Below are 17587 nucleotides of genomic sequence, written 5' to 3'. Positions count from 1 at the left end.
TCGAGACGGCGTCCAGGGGTACGTCACGATCAGCAACCATCTGCGGAAATGGCTGTGTCGCAGGCCACATGACGCGTGCTCGCGAGAGTAAGTTCCGCGACGCACGGCCGAACCCATCCGGCCCCGACCAACGGAGGTCACTCGCGTGAGCACCACTCCGCATCGCCACCAGGCGCCACCGGCGAACAAGGGCCTGTTGGCTCTCGCCGGCGTGCTCCTCGCCATACCCGTCGTCGCCCTCATGCTCGTCGGCACCTACGCCAAGGACGAGCCGCGCGTTGCGGGCTTCCCGTTCTTCATCTGGTACCAGTTCCTCTGGGTCGTGATCTGCTCCGTCTTCACCTACACGGCGTACCGGATCGTCCTCAAGGCCCGGCCCCACGTCCCCATGAACCCCGAGGGTGACGCGTACCTCGACGACGAGTCCCGAGAGGACGGCCTCCGATGAGCGCCATCGCCCCCGCGGCCACCAACACGGGCGTCAACGGCGTCGCGCTGGCCGTGCTGATCTTCTTCTTCGTCGTCGTCGCGGCTGCCGGCTTCTGGGCCGCGCGGTGGCGTCGCCCCGAGAGCATGGAGAGCCTCGAGGAGTGGGGACTCGGCGGCCGCTCCTTCGGCACGTGGATCACGTGGTTCCTGCTCGGCGGCGACCTCTACACCGCCTACACCTTCGTCGCCGTGCCCGCCGCGATGTTCGCCTTCGGCGCCGTCAACGGCTTCTTCGCCGTGCCCTACACGATCGTGCTCTACCCGATCATCTTCGTGTTCATGTCGCGCCTGTGGTCGGTGTCGCACCGCCACGGCTACGTGACGCCCGCCGACTTCGTGCACGGCCGGTCCGGCTCGCGCGGGCTGTCGCTGGCCGTCGCGGTCACCGGCTTCCTCGCGACGATGCCCTACATCGCCCTCCAGCTCGTCGGCATCCAGGCCGTGCTCGAGGTGGCCGGTGTCGGTGGCGGCGGCAACATCATCGCGAAGGACGCGCCGATCTTCATCGCGTTCCTCGTGCTCGCGCTCTACACGTACACGTCGGGCCTGCGCGCGCCTGCGATCATCGCGTTCGTCAAGGACATCCTCATCTACCTCGTCATCATCGTCGCGGTGATCTACCTGCCCTCGAAGGTCGGGGGTTGGGACCACATCTTCGACGCGGCCAAGGAGAAGATGACGACGACCACGAACGCGGCCACGGGCAACAAGAACGTCTTCATCCCCGGCGACAAGGCGTACTGGGCGTACGGCACGCTGGCCCTCGGCTCGGCCCTGGCCCTGTTCATGTACCCGCACTCGATCACGGCGAGCCTGTCGGCCAAGAACCGCAACACGATCCGCAAGAACGCCTCGATCCTGCCGGCGTACTCGTTCCTCCTCGGCCTGCTGGCGCTGCTCGGCTGGGTCGCGATCGCCGCCGGCACCAAGCCGATCGGTCTCGACGGCAAGCCGAACGCGCAGCTGGTCGTGCCCCAGCTGTTCGAGGACATGTTCCCGTCGTGGTTCGCGGGCATCGCCTTCGCCGCGATCGCGATCGGCGCGCTGGTGCCGGCCGCGATCATGTCGATCGCCGCCGCCAACACCTTCACGCGCAACATCTACAAGGCGTGGATCAAGCCCGACGCGACGGTCCAGCAGGAGGCCAAGGTCTCGAAGGTCACCTCGCTGGTCGTCAAGACGTTCGCGCTGCTGTTCGTGCTGCTCCTCGACAAGAGCAACGCGATCAACTTCCAGCTGCTCGGCGGCATCTGGATCCTCCAGACGTTCCCGTCGCTCGTGTTCTACCTCTACACGCGCTGGTTCCACCGGTGGGCGCTGCTCGCCGGCTGGGCGGTCGGCATGGTCTACGGCACGCTCGGCGCGTACAACGTGACGAACAAGGCGACGGGTGCGCCCTTCGCCGGGTCGGTCGCCTCGATCCCGGTCATCGGCCAGCTCGGTTACATCGCGCTCACCGCGTTCGCGATCAACGTCATCGTGGCCGCGGTCCTCACCCTCGTCCTCCGGGCCGTGAAGGCTCCCGAGGGCGTCGACGAGACCATCCCGGCCGACTACTTCGCCGACGCGGGTGACCCCCGCGTCCAGAAGCTCGAGACGGGTCCGCACGAGTACACCCCGTCGAACTGACACCAGTCGACCGAGCACGTATGCCGGAGGGCCGGGTCCGCGAGGACCCGGCCCTTCGCCGTCTCCCCCTCTCCCCCGCCACCGCCACCGCCACCGCCCGTGACGCAGCGTTCTCTCGATCGGTGACGCGTCAGGTGTCCCGGGGGCGCTCGGGGGGCACCGCGGCGATGGCCTGGTCGACGTCGAGGCCGGTCACCTGGAGCAGGTCGACCACAGTCGAGCGGATCTGCGCGAGCACCGTCTCGGTCGCGAGGCTCGACGTGCGCGGCAGCGTCGCGGTCGCCCTCGCCACCTCGAGCAGGGCAGTCCGCCCGATCTCGGGTGACGCGTTCTCGGACAGGGCCCGACCGACGACGTCGGTGGCGGCGGCGAGCTCGACGAGCACCTCGACGTAACCCGGCGGCAGCGGCTCGCCACGCCCCACGGCGACGGTCACCCGGCGTACCAGCACGCGGGTGCTGCGCATCGCCCGGTCGAGCGGCTCGACGAGGTCGACCATCTTGCGCACGCCGGCCGCGTGCTGCCGCTTGAACGGCGACGAGGTCAGCACCGAGAGGCCCTCGTCAGCGGCCGAACCGAGCTCGCGCAGCAGCGACTCGGTGGCACGGGCCGAGGCGAGCACCTCGGCCGCCGCCGGCACGTCGCCGTCACGCGCGCTGGCGGCCGCCCGGCGCAGCAGCTCGCCGATCTTGCGCACGGCCGCCGCGGCCGCCACCCGTGGTCGACGCAGCGGCGCCTGCGGCACCACGGTCGCGGCCACGAGCGCGATGCCGCCGCCGATGAGCGCGTCGGTCCACCGGTTGAACGCCTGACCGGGACTGGCGACGAGGGCCGCGATGACGATGCCCTGCACGGCGGACTGCGTGACGATGACCGCGCTGCCGTGCAGCAGGGTCGCGATGGCCATCGACACGAGCACGACGGCGGAGATCTGCCAGGGCCCGCTGCCTGCGAGGTGCACGAACACGTCGGCGGTGAAGACCCCGACGGCGACACCGATCGCGACCTCGAAGACGCGCCGGAGCCGCTGGCCGTAGGACATGCCGAGGCAGATGACGGCCACGATCGGCGCGAAGAAGGGCGACGGGTGACCGACCACGTCGGTCGCGAACCACCACGCCACACCCGCGGCCACCGCCGACTGCACGAGCAGGAAGGCCCGCGTGCGGAGCCGTTCGAACCGCGTGCGGGCGCTGAGCCGGCTGCGGTCCCAGGCCCGGTCGAGAACCTGGATGACCGGGGCGTCGCTCCTCAGGTAGTCGTCCACGCTCGCACCCTCTCGTCAGGTCGGGGTCGGATGTCGCAGGCCGGCCGCGGCCGGCGCCTACAACCCCAGGGCAAGGATGGCATCGAAGATCTGGCGCACGGCAGGGGCCGCCACCTTCGAGCCGGAGCCGCCCTGCCCGACGACCACCACGACGGCATACCTCGGCTTCGTCGTCGGGCCGTAGCCGGCGAACCAGGCGGTGGCCTGCCTGCCGAAGACCTCGCCGGTGCCGGTCTTGCCGGCCACCGGGTAGCGGGACTGCGGAAAGCCGGCGAACGCCGTGCCCGCCGAGCCGCCCGGCCGGGTGACGTCGCCGAGGGCGGCCCGCACGTATGCGAGGACGTCGGCGCGCAGGGGCACCGTGCCGACCCGCTTCGGCGCGATCGGGGTGGTCGAGCCGTCCTGCGCGCGGAAGGCGGCTGCGACCTGGGGCTGCCACAGCGTGCCGCCGTTGGCGATGGCGGCGTAGACGCCGGCCATCTGGAGGATGGTGACCGCGGTGTCGCCCTGGCCGATCGAGAAGTTGACGGCGTCGCCGGCGCGGTACTGGTAGCCGGTGGCGCAGTTCTCGGTCGCGAGCCGCTTGAGGTAGTCGGCGCGGGCACGGTCGGTGCGCGCGACCTCCGGGTAGCCGCCGGCGGCCCGCCGGCAGCTCGCGTCCTTCGTCGCGAGCCAGTGGTCCTCCTTCCAGACGCGGTCGGGCACCCGGCCGGCCGCCTCGCCCGGGATGTCGATGCCGGTGCGCCGGCCCAGGCCGAAGGCCTTGGCCATCGCGACGAACGGGTCGACGGCGCCCGGCGGCGCGGCCAGGCCTCCTTGGGCCAGCCAAGCGGCATACGCGAGCCGGTAGAAGACCGTGTCGCACGAGACGACGAGCGCCCGGTGCAGGTCGATGAGGCCGTAGCCGCGGGACTCGAAGTTGTTGAAGGTGCGGCCGCCGATCGACACGTCGGGCGAGCAGTCGTAGCGGCCGGTGAGCTTCGCGCCGGCGTTGACCGCTGCCGGCACGGAGACGACCTTGAAGGTCGAGGCCGGCGGGAACGTCTCGGCCGTCAGCCGGGACGTGAGGGGGCTGCCGGCCGCCGGGCTCGTCAGCCGGGCGAGCTCGGCGCTGGTGATCCCACCCGCGAACGCGGCCGGGTCGTAGGAGGGGTAGCTCGCGGCGGCGACGACCGCGCCGTTCGTCACGTCGACGACGACGGCCGCGCCCGTGTCGGCCCGGAACTTCAGCGCGTGGGCGTGCGTCACTGCGCGCGCCAGCGCGGCCTCGGTGCGGGCCTGCAGTCGTGCGTCGAGGTGGGTGACGACGTCGCGGCCCGACACCGGCGGCGTGACGTCGACGGTGTCGGTGACGATGCCCCGCGGGTCGATGGCCACGACAGTGCGGCCGTTGGTGCCGCGCAGGACCGAGTCGTACTGGGCCTCGAGGCCCGACCGGCCGACGACGTCGTCGGCGTCGACCCGACCCCCGCTGCCGGTGACCTCGTCGGCGTTGGCGCGGGCCACCCAGCCCATCAGGTGCGGCGCGAGCGCGCCTGCGGGACGGGCGTAGTCGCGAGCGGGTGACGTGGCGACGTCGACGCCGGGGAACTTCTCCGGCTGCTCGACGAGGGTGAGGGCGCCCCGCGCGTCGACCCCGGACGCGAGCGGGATCGGCACGTAGGGCGAGCCGTTGAAGCACGCCGGCGCCGGCGGTGCCCCGGCCGTTCCGCAGAGCATCGTCTTGCCCCACAGCCGGTCGAAGGGCAGCCCGAGCACTGCGGCGACGCGGGTCACGAGGTCACGACCGCCGTCCTCCGCCTCGACGAGCACCGAGCGCTGCACCGTGACGACGGTGTCGTAGGTGTTCGCGACGAACGGGGCGCCCCTGCGGTCGAGGATGCGTCCACGCAGGGCGTGGTCGGTGACCGTGCGCGTGTTCACCGTCGTCGCGGCGCGCGCCAGCTGCGGGCCCTGGACGAGCTGGAGCTGCCCGAGCCGGCCGAGCAGCAGTCCGAAGAGGGTGACGAGCAGCACGAGCACCACCCCGGCGACACCGACCCGCCGCCGCGCACGTCGCCCCAGCCGTCGCCTCGTCCACCGCGGCACCCGGGCTCCCGGTCGCCGGCCGACGCCCGTCACCCGAGCCTCCGCCGCACGAGGGCGCGGTCGACCACGAGCAGGGCCGGCAGCAGCACGGCGCCCAGGACCACGGTCGAGGCGAGTCGCGAGGCGTCGACGGCCGGCTCGACCCCGCCCTCGGCGAGCACGGCCGAGGCCACCCGACCCGCGAGCACCACGACCGCGGCGCAGACCAGGGCCGCGGGCGCCCGCAGCCACGACCGTGACGACGAGCGCCGGAACAGCCCCGCGACGAAGCCGGCCAGCATGCCGACCAGGGGCATCAGGCCCAGCGGGCTGCCGACCGGTGGCACCAGCTCGACGACCCAACCGGCCAGCAGACCCGCGAGCGCGCCGTGCACCGGCCCTCTCAGCACGGCGGTGGCGACGACCCCGACCAGCACGAGGTCGGGCACCCACTGCTGCGGCACGCCGAGCCGTGGGAGCAGGGTCGCCGTCGTCAGGGCCGCCCCGACGACGTATGCCGTGCGCAGCACTCCCAGCAGCGTCGGCCTCACCGGGTGGCCCCCGTCGCGCTGCGTGGCGTCGAGCGGGCGGTCGGCACGATGACGGCGACGACGTCGATCGCGTCGGGGTCGGTTGCCGGGCGCACCGTCGCACCTCGGGTGAGCTGGCCGTGGTCGGGATCGACCGCGGTCACCGTGCCGACCACGACGCCGGCGGCATACGGCGTCTCGTCGACGCTCCCCAGGGTGCGCACGACGTCGCCCACGACGGCGGTGCCTGGCGCGATGGTGGACAGGCTCAGGGACCCGCGGGGGCGCGACTCGACGTCTCCCGCGACCGGGGTCCTCACCGTGCCGAGGGTTCCGGCGGGGCCGACCCGCACGGCGACGACGGAACCTGCGCTGCCGAGCACCTGGACGTCGCTCGTCCACGGCGCCACGGACACGACCCGACCGACCAGGCCCTCGGCTGAGACGACCGTGGAGTCGGCGCGGACCCCGTCGCGCGAGCCGACGTCGAGCGTCACCGTGCGTCCGCCGAGGGGGCTCAGGTCGCTGGCGACGACACGGGCCGGAACCAGCGTGCGACCTGCCGTGGTGGTGGAGCCGAGCAGCTCGTCGAGGCGGCCCAGGTCGGCGGCGCGTCGTCGCTCGTCGGCGAGCTGCGTGCGCAGCCGCACGTTCTCGCGCTCGAGGGCGGTGAGCGCGTCGGGCTGCGCCCCGGACAGTGCCCGCTGCACGGGTCCCAGGACGACGGCTCCGGCCCGACGCACGCCGTCGGTCACGCCCCAGCCGGCGAGGTCGGCGAGCAACAGCGCGACGGTCAACGACGCCAGGACGACGAGGAGGCGGCGGCGGGCGGTGGACGGCATACGGCTAGAGGCGGTGGTCGCCGACGAGCACGCGTTCGAGGCTGGAGAACTCGTCGACGCAGCGTCCGGCCCCGCGCGCGACCGCACGAAGCGGGTCCTCGGCGACGCGGACGGGGACACCGAGCTCGTGGCGCATGCGCTCGTCGAGCCCGCGCAGCAGTGCTCCCCCGCCCGTGAGCGTGATGCCGCGGTCGAGGATGTCGCCGGAGAGCTCCGGCGGGCACACGTCGAGCGTCGCGCGCACCAGCTCGATGATCTGCAGGACCGGCCCCTCGATGGCGCGCCGCACCTCGACCGAGCCGACCTGCACCGTCTTGGGCAGCCCGGTCACGAGGTCGCGTCCGCGCAGGCGCGTCGTCAGCTCCTCGCGCAGCGGGAACACCGACCCGACGGCCACCTTGATGTCCTCGGCACTACGCTCGCCGAGCAGGAGGGAGTACTCGCTCTTGACGTGGCTGACGAGGGCCTCGTCGATCTCGTCGCCGGCGATGCGCAACGAGCTGGACGTGACGATGCCGCCGAGGCTGATGACGGCGACGTCGGTGGTGCCGCCGCCGATGTCGACGACCATGCTCGCCGCCGTGTCGTAGACGGGCAGTCCGGCGCCGATGGCGGCCGCCATCGGCTCCTCGACCATGTAGACGCGACGGGCGCCGCAGCGGGTCGCGGCGTCCTCGAGCGCCCTGCGCTCGACGCCGGTGACCTCGCTGGGGACGCAGAGCACCATGCGAGGCCGCACGAGCCGGGAGGTGCGCACCTGGTCGATGAACCAGCGCAGCATGCGCTCGGTCTCGTCGGCGTCGGAGACGACGCCGTCACGCAGCGGCCGCACGGCACGGATGGTGCCCGGCGCGCGGCCGAGCATCTCCTTGGCGCGGCTGCCCGCGGCGACGAGGCGCCCGCTGCTCACCTCGACGGCGACGACCGACGGCTCCTCGACGACGACGCCGCGTCCGCGCACGTGGATGAGCGTGTTGGCCGTGCCGAGGTCGATCGCGAGGTCGCGACCGAAGGCGGGCCAGGTGCTCATGGCCGGGATTGTGTCGCGACGCCGCGCCGTCCCCGAGGGCATCCGGGGTGTGTCGCCGGATGGGTGACTCGAGTGGTGCCTGTGACGCCTGTGGCACCTGTTCCCGTCAGAGCTCGGGGAACCAGATCGCGATCTCGCGGGCGGACGACTCGACGGAGTCCGAACCGTGGACGATGTTCTGCTGCACCTTGGTGCCCCAGTCGCGGCCGAGGTCGCCGCGGATCGTGCCGGGCAGGGCCTCGGTGGGGTTGGTGGCGCCGGCGAGGCTGCGGAAGCCCTTGACGCAGTCCTGGCCCTCGATGACGACGGCGGTGACCGGGCCCGAGCTCATGAACTCGACGAGGGGGTCGTAGAAGGGCTTGCCCTCGTGCTCGGCGTAGTGGGCCGCGAGCTGCTCGCGCGTCGGGGTGAGGATCGAGAGGGCGGCGAGGGAGTAGCCCTTCGCCTCGATGCGGCGCAGCACCTCCCCGGTGAGGCCGCGCTGGAAACCGTCGGGCTTGACGAGGACGAGGGAGCGTTCGATGGTCACCCGTCCACCCTATCGGCCGCGCCCTCGGCGCCCGACGGCCCTTCTCCGACACCGGCGGCCGCCTCGCGACGAGCCATCTCGGCGTCGATCTGCGCCCCCTTGACGAGGCACGTGACCCACAGGGCGAGGAAGAAGAGCCCGACGACGAGCATCATCGGCACGATGACCGCGCTCACGAGGGTGAGGGCCTGCACGACCCACCCGAGTGTCAGGCCCCACGGGCGACGCATCATCCCGGCGGCCACCACGCACAGCGCGCCGAGCCCGAAGCCCACGAGGAGGTATGCCGTGCTGCGCCCGCCGCCGCCGTCCGCCGCGCTCACGCCGCGCGCGACCAGGGCACCCAGGAGGATGCAGATGGACTGCCCTCCGAGCACCGTCGCGAGCATGCGGAAGGTGAACTTGCCGGTCTGGCCGTGCAACGGGATGGATCGCATGCGGTGGGCTGCCTCGGGCTGTCGGAGCTGGTGGTCGGTGGGTGAGCCCAGGGCTCAGTAGTCCTGGCTGGTGTCCCAGCTGCGGATGATCGCCTGCGCCTCGGAGCTGCTCGCGCCCGTCGCATCGGCGTAGAGGGCCATGGCGTCCTCGCGACGCCCCGCGAGGATCAGCTCGCTGATGCGGGCGCGGCCCTCGTCGGTGAGGCGGCCCTCGGTGAAGGACGCTGCGGCGTCGCGCACCCCGGGCCCCTGCCCCGGCACGAACCAGGTGTCGACGGCCCGTTTCGCGTCGGCGAGCGGGGCGCCGGTCGCCTCGCGGTAGATCTTGATCGCGTTGATCTTGTGCCCTGCGCTGATCTCGCGGCTGACCTTGCCCCGCACGGCGTCGGTGAGGCCGACGAGCTCGCGGTCGGGGTCCTTGCGGCCGACGACGCGCCCCCACAGCACGACGAGGACGACCACGACGGCGAGGACCAGGAAGACCTTTGCGGGGCTCACGCCCCCCAGCCTACGAGGTCACACGTCGGTGAGGCCGAGCAGCATGCGCACCTCGCCGGCGGTGATGACCGAGCCCGTCGCGATGACGCCCCCGCCCATCCCGTCGGCCTCCGCGAGGGTGACGGCCTGCTCGAGTGCGTCGGGCAGGTCGCTGACCACTGTCACCCGGGACTCGCCGAAGAGCTCGACGGCGAGCTCGCCGAGCTTCCTCGGTGAGAGCGCGCGCGGCGAGGAGCTGCGGGTCACCACGACGTGGTCGAGGACGGGCTCGAGCACCTCGAGCATGCCGACCGCGTCCTTGTCGGCGACGATCCCGACCAGGCCCACGAGCCGGGTGAACGTGAACGACTCGTCCAGCGCCGCGACGAGTGAGCGGGCACCGTGGGGGTTGTGCGCCGCGTCGACGAGGACCGTGGGCGAACGGCGCACGATCTCGAGGCGCCCGGGCGAGGTCATGGCCGCGCAGGCGGCGAGCAGCACGTCGTGCTCGATGCGCTGCTCCCCTCCGCCGATGAACGACTCGACGGCCGCCACGGCCGTGGCGAGGTTGCTCGCCTGGTGGGCGCCGTACAGCGGCAGGAACAGGTCGGGGTACTCCCCCGCGAGGCCACGCAGCGAGACCTGCTGGCCCCCGATGGCGACCTCACGCGCGAGCACGCCGAAGTCGTTGCCCTCGAAGACGATGCGGGCGCCGCCGACCTCTTGCACCCGGTCGAGGAGGACGCGCGCGACGTCCTCGTCCTGCACACCCGAGACGGTGACGGAGTCCGCCTTGATGATGCCGCTCTTCTCCTCGGCGATGGCGACGACGTCGTCTCCGAGCAGGTGGGTGTGGTCCAGGTCGACGGGCGTGACCACCGCGACCTGGGCGTCGATGACGTTCGTCGCGTCCCACGAGCCGCCCAGTCCGACCTCGATGATCGCGACGTCGACGGGCGCGTCGGCGAAGGCCGCGTAGGCGACCGCGACGAGCACCTCGAAGAAGTTCATCCGGCGTCCGCCCTCTTCCAGGGAGCGGGCGTCGACGATGTCCACCAGCGGCGCGACCTCCTCGTACGCCGCGATGAACTTCTCACGCGGGATCGGCTTGCCCGACAACGTGATCCGCTCACGGATGTCGTGCAGGTGCGGCGACGTGAACCGCCCGGTGGACAGGCCGCTCTCGCGCAATATGCCGTCGATCATGCGGCTCGTGGAGGTCTTGCCGTTGGTGCCCGTGAGGTGGATCGACGGGTAGGTGCGCTGGGAGTCGCCGGCGAGCCCCATGACCGCGTTGATGCGCTCGAGGGAGGGACCGATGTCGTTCTCGGGGGCGCGGGCGAGGATCTCCTCCTCGATCTCGCGCATCCGCTTCATCTCCTCGAGGTTGCGAGCGGCCTCGACGGCCGACGCGTCGGGACGGCCGCTCATGCCCGTGCTCCGTCCGAGTCGGGGCGGGCGCCGTCGAGGTCGCGCACCATCCAGACACTCTCGGGGAGGCCCGAGCCCGGCGTCTCCCGGTGCGTCTCGACGAAGCCGTGCCGGGCGTAGAAGCGGGCCGCCTGCCGGTTGCCCTCGAGGTAGGACAGCGTGATCCGCCGCTGGTCGTTCTCGAGCGCGCGCCGGACGACGGCTTCCAGCAGGCGCGTGCCGATGCCGTGGCCGTGGTGGCCGGGCAGGACGTACAGCTTCCAGAGCACGAAGGCGTCGTCCTGGGGGCCGTAGGTCGCCACGCCGACGACGTCGTCGCCCTGGGTGGCCACGATCGTGCGGCCCTTGCGGATGGAGTCGGTGACGACGTCGCTCGTCCACCACTTCGCCAGTCCCATCGCGACGTACTCCGGGCCTGCGATCGGCTCGTAGGTCGCGAGCCAGGTGCGGTGACCGACCGACAGCACACCGGCGAGGTCGTCGCCGACGGCGCCGCGCACCACCACCCCGTTGGCGTCGGGCTGCCCTTCGCGGTGGTCCTGCTCGGGCGTCACTCCCATGTCCGTGCCCTCCAGCTCGTCCTCGCGGTTCACGATCATCGCTTGGCCACCAGGATCGTCGCAGCGTGGTTGTCGCCCACGACCACCTCGGTCGGGGTGCCGGGGAGCCCGTCGGGAAGGACGTGGTCGGGGCCTGCCGCGGCGAACTGCGCGGCGAGCGTCTCGCCCACGATGAGGTCGCGATGGGTCACCGTCGCCTCGAAGACCTCGGCGCCGCCCTGGATGGTGAGGCTGATCCGGTCGCTCACGTGCAGACCGGTGTCGCGGCGTGCCTGCTGCACGGCGCGCACGAGGTCTCTGGCGAGCCCCTCGGTCGCGAGTGCCGGCGAGACCCGGGTGTCGAGCACGACGAAGCCGCCCGACGGGAGCATCGCGGTGGCCCCGTTCTCGGCAGCGTCGCCGGCCACGACGGTCTCGAGGGCGTACTCCCCCTCGACGAGCGCCAGGCCACCTGACGTCACGGACCCGTCGGCGTCGACCGACCAGTCACCGCTCTTGCTGCCCTTGATGGCGAGCTGCACGTCCTTGCCGAGGCGCGGGCCGGCGGCCCGGGCGTTGACGGTGAGGCGCTGGCTCACCCCGAAGTCGGACTCGCTGGCCGTCGCCACGTCGACGAGGGTAACGGCCTTGACGTTGAGCTCGTCCTGGATGATCCCGCGGAACGGCTCGAGCGCCGCCGGGTCGGCCGTGACGACGGTGAGCTCGGCGAGGGGCAGCCGGGCTCGCAGCGCCCGGGCCTTGCGCAGGCTGGACGCGACCGAGCAGACCTCGCGGGCGCGGTCCATGCCGACGACGAGGTCGTGGTCGTGCGGCAGGTCTGCGGCCTTCGGGTAGTCGGCGAGGTGGACGGACCGGCCGCCCGTGAGGCCGCGCCAGATCTCCTCGGTGACGAGCGGCAGCAGCGGCGCCGTAGCGCGTGTGACGGTCTCGAGCGCGGTCCAGAGCGTGTCGAACGCGGCCAGCGACTCGTCGGTCTCCCCGCCCCAGAAGCGGTCGCGCGAGCGACGGATGTACCAGTTGGTGAGCACGTCGAGGAAGCCGCGCATCGTGTCGCACGCGGCCGCGATCTCGTACGCGTCGAGCTGCTCGGTCATGTCACCGACGAACTCGCCAAGCTTCGCCAGCAGGTAGCGGTCGAGCACGTCGGTGGACGCCGTGGAGTGCTTGGCCTCGTAGCCCTCTCCGCCGCGGGCGGTGTTGGCGTACAGCGCGAAGAACGACCAGGCGTTCCAGAGCGGGATCATCACCTGGCGCACGCCGTCGCGGATGCCCTGCTCGGTGACGACGAGGTTGCCGCCGCGCAGGATGGGGCTGCTCATGAGGAACCAGCGCATGGCGTCGGCGCCGTCGCGGTCGAAGACCTCGCGCACGTCGGGGTAGTTGCGCAGCGACTTGCTCATCTTCTGCCCGTCGGAGCCGAGCACGATGCCGTGGCTGACGCACGTCTCGAAGGCCGGGCGGTCGAAGAGGGCCGTCGCGAGGATGTGCAGGGTGTAGAACCAGCCGCGCGTCTGCCCGATGTACTCGACGATGAAGTCGCCTGGGAAGTGGTGCTCGAACCAGTCGGCGTTCTCGAAGGGGTAGTGCACCTGGGCGAAGCTCATCGACCCGGAGTCGAACCACACGTCGAGGACGTCCTCGACGCGCCGCATCGTCGACCGGCCCGACGGGTCGTCGGGGTTGGGGCGCGTCAGGGAGTCGATGAACGGCCGGTGCAGGTCCTTGACCTCCACGCCGAAGTCGCGCTCGAGCTCGGCGAACGAGCCGTAGACGTCGATGCGCGGGAACTCGGGGTTGTCGGACTTCCAGACCGGGATCGGGCTGCCCCAGAAGCGGTTTCGCGAGATGGACCAGTCGCGCGCGTTGGCGAGCCACTTGCCGAACTGGCCGTCCTTGATGTGACCTGGCGTCCACTCGATCTGCTGGTTGAGCTCGAGCATGCGGTCCTTGATCTTCGTGACCTCGACGAACCACGACGACACGGCCATGTAGATGAGGGGCTCGCGGCAGCGCCAGCAGTGCGGGTAGCTGTGGTCGTAGGTCTCGCGTCGCAGCAGCACCGTGCCGGCGGTCACCGACCCGGTCTCGCCCTCGCCGCGGGTGGCCGCCTTGAGGTGGTCGATGATGTGCGGGTTGGCGTCGAAGACGTGCATGCCCTCGTAGTCGGTGACGGGCCACGTGAAGCGGCCGTCGGGGCCGACGGGCACGACGGGCTCGATGCCGGCCGCGTCGGTGACGATCTTGTCCTCCTCACCGAAGGCGCCGGCGGTGTGCACCAGCCCGGTGCCGTCCTCGGTGGTGACGAAGTCGGCCGGGAAGACGAAGTGGGCGCGCTCGTGGCCCCGGTAGTACGAGAACGGGGGCGTGAACGCCCGCCCGACGAGGTCGGAACCCTTGAGCCGCTGGACGATCCGCTCGTCGAGCGACGCCGCGTCGACGTCCGCCCCGAAGAGGTCCTTGGCGTATGCCGCGAGCCGGGCCGCGCCGATCACGTAGCGCTCCGTCGTGCCCGTCGCGTCGGACTCCACGACGACGTAGTCGATGTCGGGGCCGACCATGATGCCGAGGTTGGCCGGCAGGGTCCACGGCGTCGTCGTCCAGACGAGGGCCAGCTCGCCGGTCTCGAGCCGCAGGCCGATCGTGACGGCGGGGTCCTGGCGCATCTTGTAGACGTCGTCGTCCATGCGCAGCTCGTGGTTCGACAGCGGCGTCTGGTCGTTCCAGCAGTAGGGCAGCACGCGGAAGCCCTCGTAGACCAGGCCCTTCTCGTGCAGCTGTTTGAAGGCCCAGATGACCGACTCCATGTAGTCGGGCTCGAGGGTCTTGTAGTCGTTGTCGAAGTCGACCCACCGGGCCTGGCGGGTGACGTAGTCGCGCCACTCCCCCGTGTACTTGAGCACCGAGCTGCGGCACGCGTCGTTGAAGGTGTCGATGCCGAGCTCGACGATGTCCTGCTTCGTCTTGAGGCCGAGCTGGCGCTGGGCCTCGAGCTCTGCCGGGAGGCCGTGGGTGTCCCAGCCGAAGCGGCGCTCGACGCGCTTGCCGCGCATCGTCTGGTAGCGCGGGACGATGTCCTTGACGTAGCCGGTGAGCAGGTGTCCGTAGTGGGGCAGGCCGTTGGCGAAGGGCGGGCCGTCGTAGAAGACGAACTCGTTGTCGCCGTCGGTGCCGGCGTCGCGGTTCTCGACCGACGCGATGAACGTGCCGTCCTCGTCCCAGTACGTGAGGACCCGCTCCTCGATCTCGGGGAAGCGGGGGTTGGACGGGACGCCGGCCCGGTTCGACGGGTCGGCTGCGTCGTCGTTCGTGGTGACCTTGGGGTAGGTCATGCTCGTGGTCTCCTGCGGTCGCGTCGGTCACTCGTCACCTGCACGAGGACGACTGCCGAGGGCTGCCGCGGTACCACCCCGCTTGCCGCACGTCGCCCGCCGAGCCCGGCGAACGGCATACGACCGCTCTTGTCGAAGGCTGTGACGGGCCCACCCGTCCGGGTCTAGTGGGAGCTCGCGCTCTGTTCTTCCGGAGGCTCGCCGCTGATGACGGCTCGAACGCCTGTGCGCGCCAGTCTAGCCTGCCGCCGGCGCCGCGCCCGCGCGCACGACGACCCGGACCGCACAGGTGACCGTCGGGTGGGAGTGCGGTGGATCCCCGGCGCCCGGTGCCGGGGATCCACCGCGCCGGCGGGTTAGCGTGGGCGATGGCCATCCGCAGGGCGTCCCCGGTCGTCGTCGCGACCCTCACCTTCTCCCTCGCCGCCTGCACGGCCCAGCCCCCGACGCGCCCGCAGACTCCGCCGCCCACCACGCCGACCACCTCCGTGGAGCCGGTCCCGGCCCCCACGGCAGACCCGACGTCGAGAACCAACCCTCCCGTCGCCACCCCGCGCGGACGACCGTTCGACGTCGATCGGGTGCTGGGCGGCATCCGCGACCTGGCCGCGATCGGGCCGCGCGACGCCGCGAGCCCGGCCAGCGACCGTGCCGCGGCCTACGTCGCAGCGCGACTGCGCTCGGCCGGCTACCGGGTCACGCTGCAGCCGTTCACCGTGCCGGCCGGCATCTCCTGGGGCGTACGCGTCCCCGCCGGCACGACCGTCAACGTCGTCGCGGAGCCGCCCGGGTTCGACCCGCGCGCGCCGCACGTGGTCGTGGGCGCCCACCTCGACACCGTGCCGCAGGCGCCGGGCGCCGAGGACAACGCGTCGGGCCTCATGGTGCTCACCGAGGTGGCCCGGATGCTGCACGAGCAGCCCGGGTCGGTGCCCGTCCGGTTCGTCGCGTTCGGCGCCGAGGAGGCCCGCGGCGGCAACGGCACGAGGTACGCGTTCGGCTCGCGACACTTCGTCGCGGCGCTCGACGCGGCCGAGCGCAAGGCGGTGCGGGGCATGCTGGCGCTCGACCGCGTCGGCGTCCGTGCCGCGGCCGTGCCCGTCTGCTCCGGCGGCCGGGGCACGCCGGCCCTCGCCCACGCCGTCCGCTCCGCCGCGTCGGCCTGGCCCACACCGGTGCCGACGAGGGGGTGCACGAACCGCGCCAGCGACCACGTGTCGTTCGAGGCGGTGGGCATCCCGGCCGCCCGTCTCGGCAGCGTGGCGTACGCCGCGTACCACTCGGCGCGTGACGTGCCGTCCGTCGTGGACCGGGGGCAGCTGGCCCGTTCGGGCGCCGTCGTCTGGGCGTGGCTGCGGTCGCTGCGCTGACGAGGCCGCGAGAGCCGGCACCGTCGTGACCGGGCGTGTCCTGCCGAGTGGCCGCGACGCTCAGCGCCGGCTGACCGAGCCGGACCCCGAGACCGACTGCGTCACCTTCGCGTCGCCCGAGTAGGTGACCGAGCCGCTGCCGGAGACGTCGACGTCCAGCAAGGAGCTCACGGCCAGGTCTGCCGCGCCGCTGCCCGAGATCCTGACGGTCGCTTCCTTCGAGGCCAGCGACGCGGCGGTGTAGCTGCCGGACCCGGAGACCTCGACGTCCTGCCGGTCGACGGTCCCGTCGACCCTGACCTCCCCCGACCCGCTGATCTCGACGCGCAGGGCAGGGCCGCTCAGGCCGGCGGCCGTCATCGTGCCCGACCCCGAGAGCTCCAGTCCCTGGAGGTCCCTCACGCCGACGGCATACGTGATGGGCTCGGTCGTCGTGATCGTCGTGCCGTCCCTGGTCCCCAGCGTCAGGGTGCCGCCGGAGACCTCGCTCGTCAGCTGCGGCAGCAGGTTCTCCTGGGCGCTGATCTCGAGCGACTCGGTCGAGCCGCGCACGATGCGCACGTCACCCTGCCCGGAGAGGCGCACGACGGAGAAACCGGAGACCTGCCGGGTCTCCGTGCGCACCGGGCCCGACCCCACCGTGACCGAGCAGCCTGCGCACGCCATGATCGCCGCCACCGTCACCAGCACTCGTTGCCGCATCATCGTCTCCGATCGGCGCGCCCCAGCTCCAAGGATGGCACCGGGTCGCCGCCGCCACCGGCGGTTCGCGACACCCGACCCGACACCCCGACCGACCGGGCCGCGGACGTCTCGGAGCCGGAGGCCGGTGTTTGGCAGGATGAGGTCATGACCGAAGTCGAGACGACGGGGGCGTGGCTGAGCCGCGAGGACCTCGACAACGCCCGTGACCGCCTGCCGATCCTCTACGTCCACGCCATCCCGGTGCGCGTCGACGAGCGTGGGGTCGTCACCCACGTCGGGCTGCTGCTCCGGGCCGACGACGGCGGCGGCATCGGCCACGAGGTCGTCGGCGGGCGTGTGCTCTACCACGAGCGGGTGCGCGACGCGCTGATGCGCCACATCGAGAACGACCTCGGTCCGGTCGCCCTCCCCCGCGTCCCGCTGTCGCCCCAGCCGTTCACCGTCGCAGAGTTCTTCCCGACGCCGGGCGTGACCCCGTTCCACGACCCCCGCCAGCACGCCGTGTCGCTCGCGTTCGTCGTCGCGGTGATGGGCGACTGCCGCCCTCAGCAGGACGCCCTCGACCTCTCCTGGGTCACGCCGGCCGAGGCCGCCTCGCTCGCGGCCTCCGGCGAGATGCCCGGCTCGCACGGAGTGCTGGTGCGCCAGGCCCTGGCCCACGTCGGCTTCCCCGTCTGACCCTCGGCACGTCGCGAACGGCCTCGAAGGCAGGTCACCTCGTGACTTCACCAAGGACCTGCCGCGCATCAGGGACGGCCTCCGCCGGGCTCCAGCCCGTGATGGTGAGCGGCAACGGCAGCCACGGCTCCAGCAGCTTCACGCCACCGGACTTGGGCGGCATAACGGACGCCTTTCGGCGATCTGATGTGCACCCGCCCGGGCGTCCGTACCGTCA

Annotated in this window: 16 protein-coding genes; 4 read left to right on the top strand and 12 right to left on the bottom strand. The window is 72.1% G+C overall.

Features of this window, described 5'->3' with window-relative positions; translation table 11 throughout:
• The first annotated feature begins 145 nt into the window (after positions 1 to 145).
• Positions 146 to 448: a DUF3311 domain-containing protein gene (locus ACYVNR_RS09040; RefSeq protein ID WP_045190528.1), complete on the top strand. Its 303-nt coding sequence runs from the start codon at positions 146 to 148 to the stop codon at positions 446 to 448.
• Positions 445 to 2118 (top strand): monocarboxylate uptake permease MctP, encoded by a 1674-nt coding sequence (mctP, locus tag ACYVNR_RS09035; protein ID WP_461047812.1) that lies wholly within the window; start codon positions 445 to 447, stop codon positions 2116 to 2118. Before ACYVNR_RS09040 ends, mctP begins: the two co-directional genes overlap by 4 nt.
• A 130-nt stretch (positions 2119 to 2248) precedes the next feature.
• Here mctP and ACYVNR_RS09030 read toward each other — a convergent pair whose 3' ends face one another.
• The 11 genes from ACYVNR_RS09030 to ileS all read right to left on the bottom strand — a co-directional run bounded on the left by ACYVNR_RS09030 (position 2249) and on the right by ileS (position 14617).
• Positions 2249 to 3385: an FUSC family protein gene (locus ACYVNR_RS09030; RefSeq protein WP_461047811.1), complete on the bottom strand. Its 1137-nt coding sequence runs from the start codon at positions 3383 to 3385 to the stop codon at positions 2249 to 2251.
• A 57-nt stretch (positions 3386 to 3442) separates the two neighbouring features.
• Positions 3443 to 5473 (bottom strand): peptidoglycan D,D-transpeptidase FtsI family protein, encoded by a 2031-nt coding sequence (locus ACYVNR_RS09025; protein WP_461047810.1) that lies wholly within the window; start codon positions 5471 to 5473, stop codon positions 3443 to 3445.
• 29 nt (positions 5474 to 5502) lie between these two features.
• Positions 5503 to 6003: a rod shape-determining protein MreD gene (locus tag ACYVNR_RS09020; RefSeq protein ID WP_461047809.1), complete on the bottom strand. Its 501-nt coding sequence runs from the start codon at positions 6001 to 6003 to the stop codon at positions 5503 to 5505.
• Positions 6000 to 6824: a rod shape-determining protein MreC gene (mreC, locus tag ACYVNR_RS09015; protein ID WP_461047808.1), complete on the bottom strand. Its 825-nt coding sequence runs from the start codon at positions 6822 to 6824 to the stop codon at positions 6000 to 6002. Before mreC ends, ACYVNR_RS09020 begins: the two co-directional genes overlap by 4 nt.
• A 4-nt stretch (positions 6825 to 6828) precedes the next feature.
• Complete coding sequence (mreB, locus tag ACYVNR_RS09010; RefSeq protein ID WP_045190535.1) at positions 6829 to 7854, bottom strand: rod shape-determining protein; 1026 nt, start codon at positions 7852 to 7854, stop codon at positions 6829 to 6831.
• A 106-nt stretch (positions 7855 to 7960) separates the two neighbouring features.
• Entirely contained in the window at positions 7961 to 8383 is a 423-nt protein-coding gene (gene ndk / locus ACYVNR_RS09005; RefSeq protein ID WP_461047807.1) for a nucleoside-diphosphate kinase, read from the bottom strand.
• A complete protein-coding gene (locus tag ACYVNR_RS09000; protein ID WP_045190539.1) occupies positions 8380 to 8820 on the bottom strand; it encodes a DUF4233 domain-containing protein in 441 nt (146 codons plus the stop codon). Before ACYVNR_RS09000 ends, ndk begins: the two co-directional genes overlap by 4 nt.
• A 54-nt stretch (positions 8821 to 8874) precedes the next feature.
• On the bottom strand, positions 8875 to 9318 hold the full coding sequence (locus tag ACYVNR_RS08995; protein ID WP_045190541.1) for a hypothetical protein: 444 nt from the start codon (positions 9316 to 9318) through the stop codon (positions 8875 to 8877).
• A gap of 18 nt (positions 9319 to 9336) precedes the next feature.
• On the bottom strand, positions 9337 to 10728 hold the full coding sequence (locus ACYVNR_RS08990) for a bifunctional folylpolyglutamate synthase/dihydrofolate synthase (protein WP_461047806.1): 1392 nt from the start codon (positions 10726 to 10728) through the stop codon (positions 9337 to 9339).
• Entirely contained in the window at positions 10725 to 11321 is a 597-nt protein-coding gene (locus ACYVNR_RS08985; protein ID WP_461047805.1) for a GNAT family N-acetyltransferase, read from the bottom strand. Before ACYVNR_RS08985 ends, ACYVNR_RS08990 begins: the two co-directional genes overlap by 4 nt.
• Positions 11322 to 11323: 2 nt before the next feature.
• Positions 11324 to 14617 (bottom strand): isoleucine--tRNA ligase, encoded by a 3294-nt coding sequence (gene ileS, locus ACYVNR_RS08980; protein WP_461047804.1) that lies wholly within the window; start codon positions 14615 to 14617, stop codon positions 11324 to 11326.
• 368 nt (positions 14618 to 14985) lie between these two features.
• On the opposite strand from ileS, the gene ACYVNR_RS08975 reads away from it, so the two are divergent.
• A complete protein-coding gene (locus ACYVNR_RS08975; RefSeq protein ID WP_461047803.1) occupies positions 14986 to 15987 on the top strand; it encodes a M28 family metallopeptidase in 1002 nt (333 codons plus the stop codon).
• A gap of 60 nt (positions 15988 to 16047) precedes the next feature.
• Here ACYVNR_RS08975 and ACYVNR_RS08970 read toward each other — a convergent pair whose 3' ends face one another.
• Positions 16048 to 16689: a head GIN domain-containing protein gene (locus ACYVNR_RS08970; protein WP_461047802.1), complete on the bottom strand. Its 642-nt coding sequence runs from the start codon at positions 16687 to 16689 to the stop codon at positions 16048 to 16050.
• 147 nt (positions 16690 to 16836) lie between these two features.
• On the opposite strand from ACYVNR_RS08970, the gene ACYVNR_RS08965 reads away from it, so the two are divergent.
• Positions 16837 to 17370 (top strand): NUDIX hydrolase family protein, encoded by a 534-nt coding sequence (locus ACYVNR_RS08965; protein ID WP_045190547.1) that lies wholly within the window; start codon positions 16837 to 16839, stop codon positions 17368 to 17370.
• Positions 17371 to 17587: the final 217 nt, after the last annotated feature.

Source organism: Terrabacter koreensis, from assembly GCF_054783315.1.
Note: the sequence above shows the minus strand (reverse complement) of the source record. Positions and strands in the feature narration are given on the sequence as shown.

Coding starts and splice junctions, on each gene's coding strand:
- ACYVNR_RS08990 (WP_461047806.1), bottom strand. CDS start 10,728: ATGAGCGGCCGTCCCGACGCGTCGGCCGTCGAGGCCGCTCGCAACCTC.
- ACYVNR_RS08975 (WP_461047803.1), top strand. CDS start 14,986: ATGGCCATCCGCAGGGCGTCCCCGGTCGTCGTCGCGACCCTCACCTTC.
- ACYVNR_RS08965 (WP_045190547.1), top strand. CDS start 16,837: ATGACCGAAGTCGAGACGACGGGGGCGTGGCTGAGCCGCGAGGACCTC.
- ACYVNR_RS08970 (WP_461047802.1), bottom strand. CDS start 16,689: ATGCGGCAACGAGTGCTGGTGACGGTGGCGGCGATCATGGCGTGCGCA.
- mctP (WP_461047812.1), top strand. CDS start 445: ATGAGCGCCATCGCCCCCGCGGCCACCAACACGGGCGTCAACGGCGTC.
- mreC (WP_461047808.1), bottom strand. CDS start 6,824: ATGCCGTCCACCGCCCGCCGCCGCCTCCTCGTCGTCCTGGCGTCGTTG.
- mreB (WP_045190535.1), bottom strand. CDS start 7,854: ATGAGCACCTGGCCCGCCTTCGGTCGCGACCTCGCGATCGACCTCGGC.
- ACYVNR_RS09000 (WP_045190539.1), bottom strand. CDS start 8,820: ATGCGATCCATCCCGTTGCACGGCCAGACCGGCAAGTTCACCTTCCGC.
- ileS (WP_461047804.1), bottom strand. CDS start 14,617: ATGACCTACCCCAAGGTCACCACGAACGACGACGCAGCCGACCCGTCG.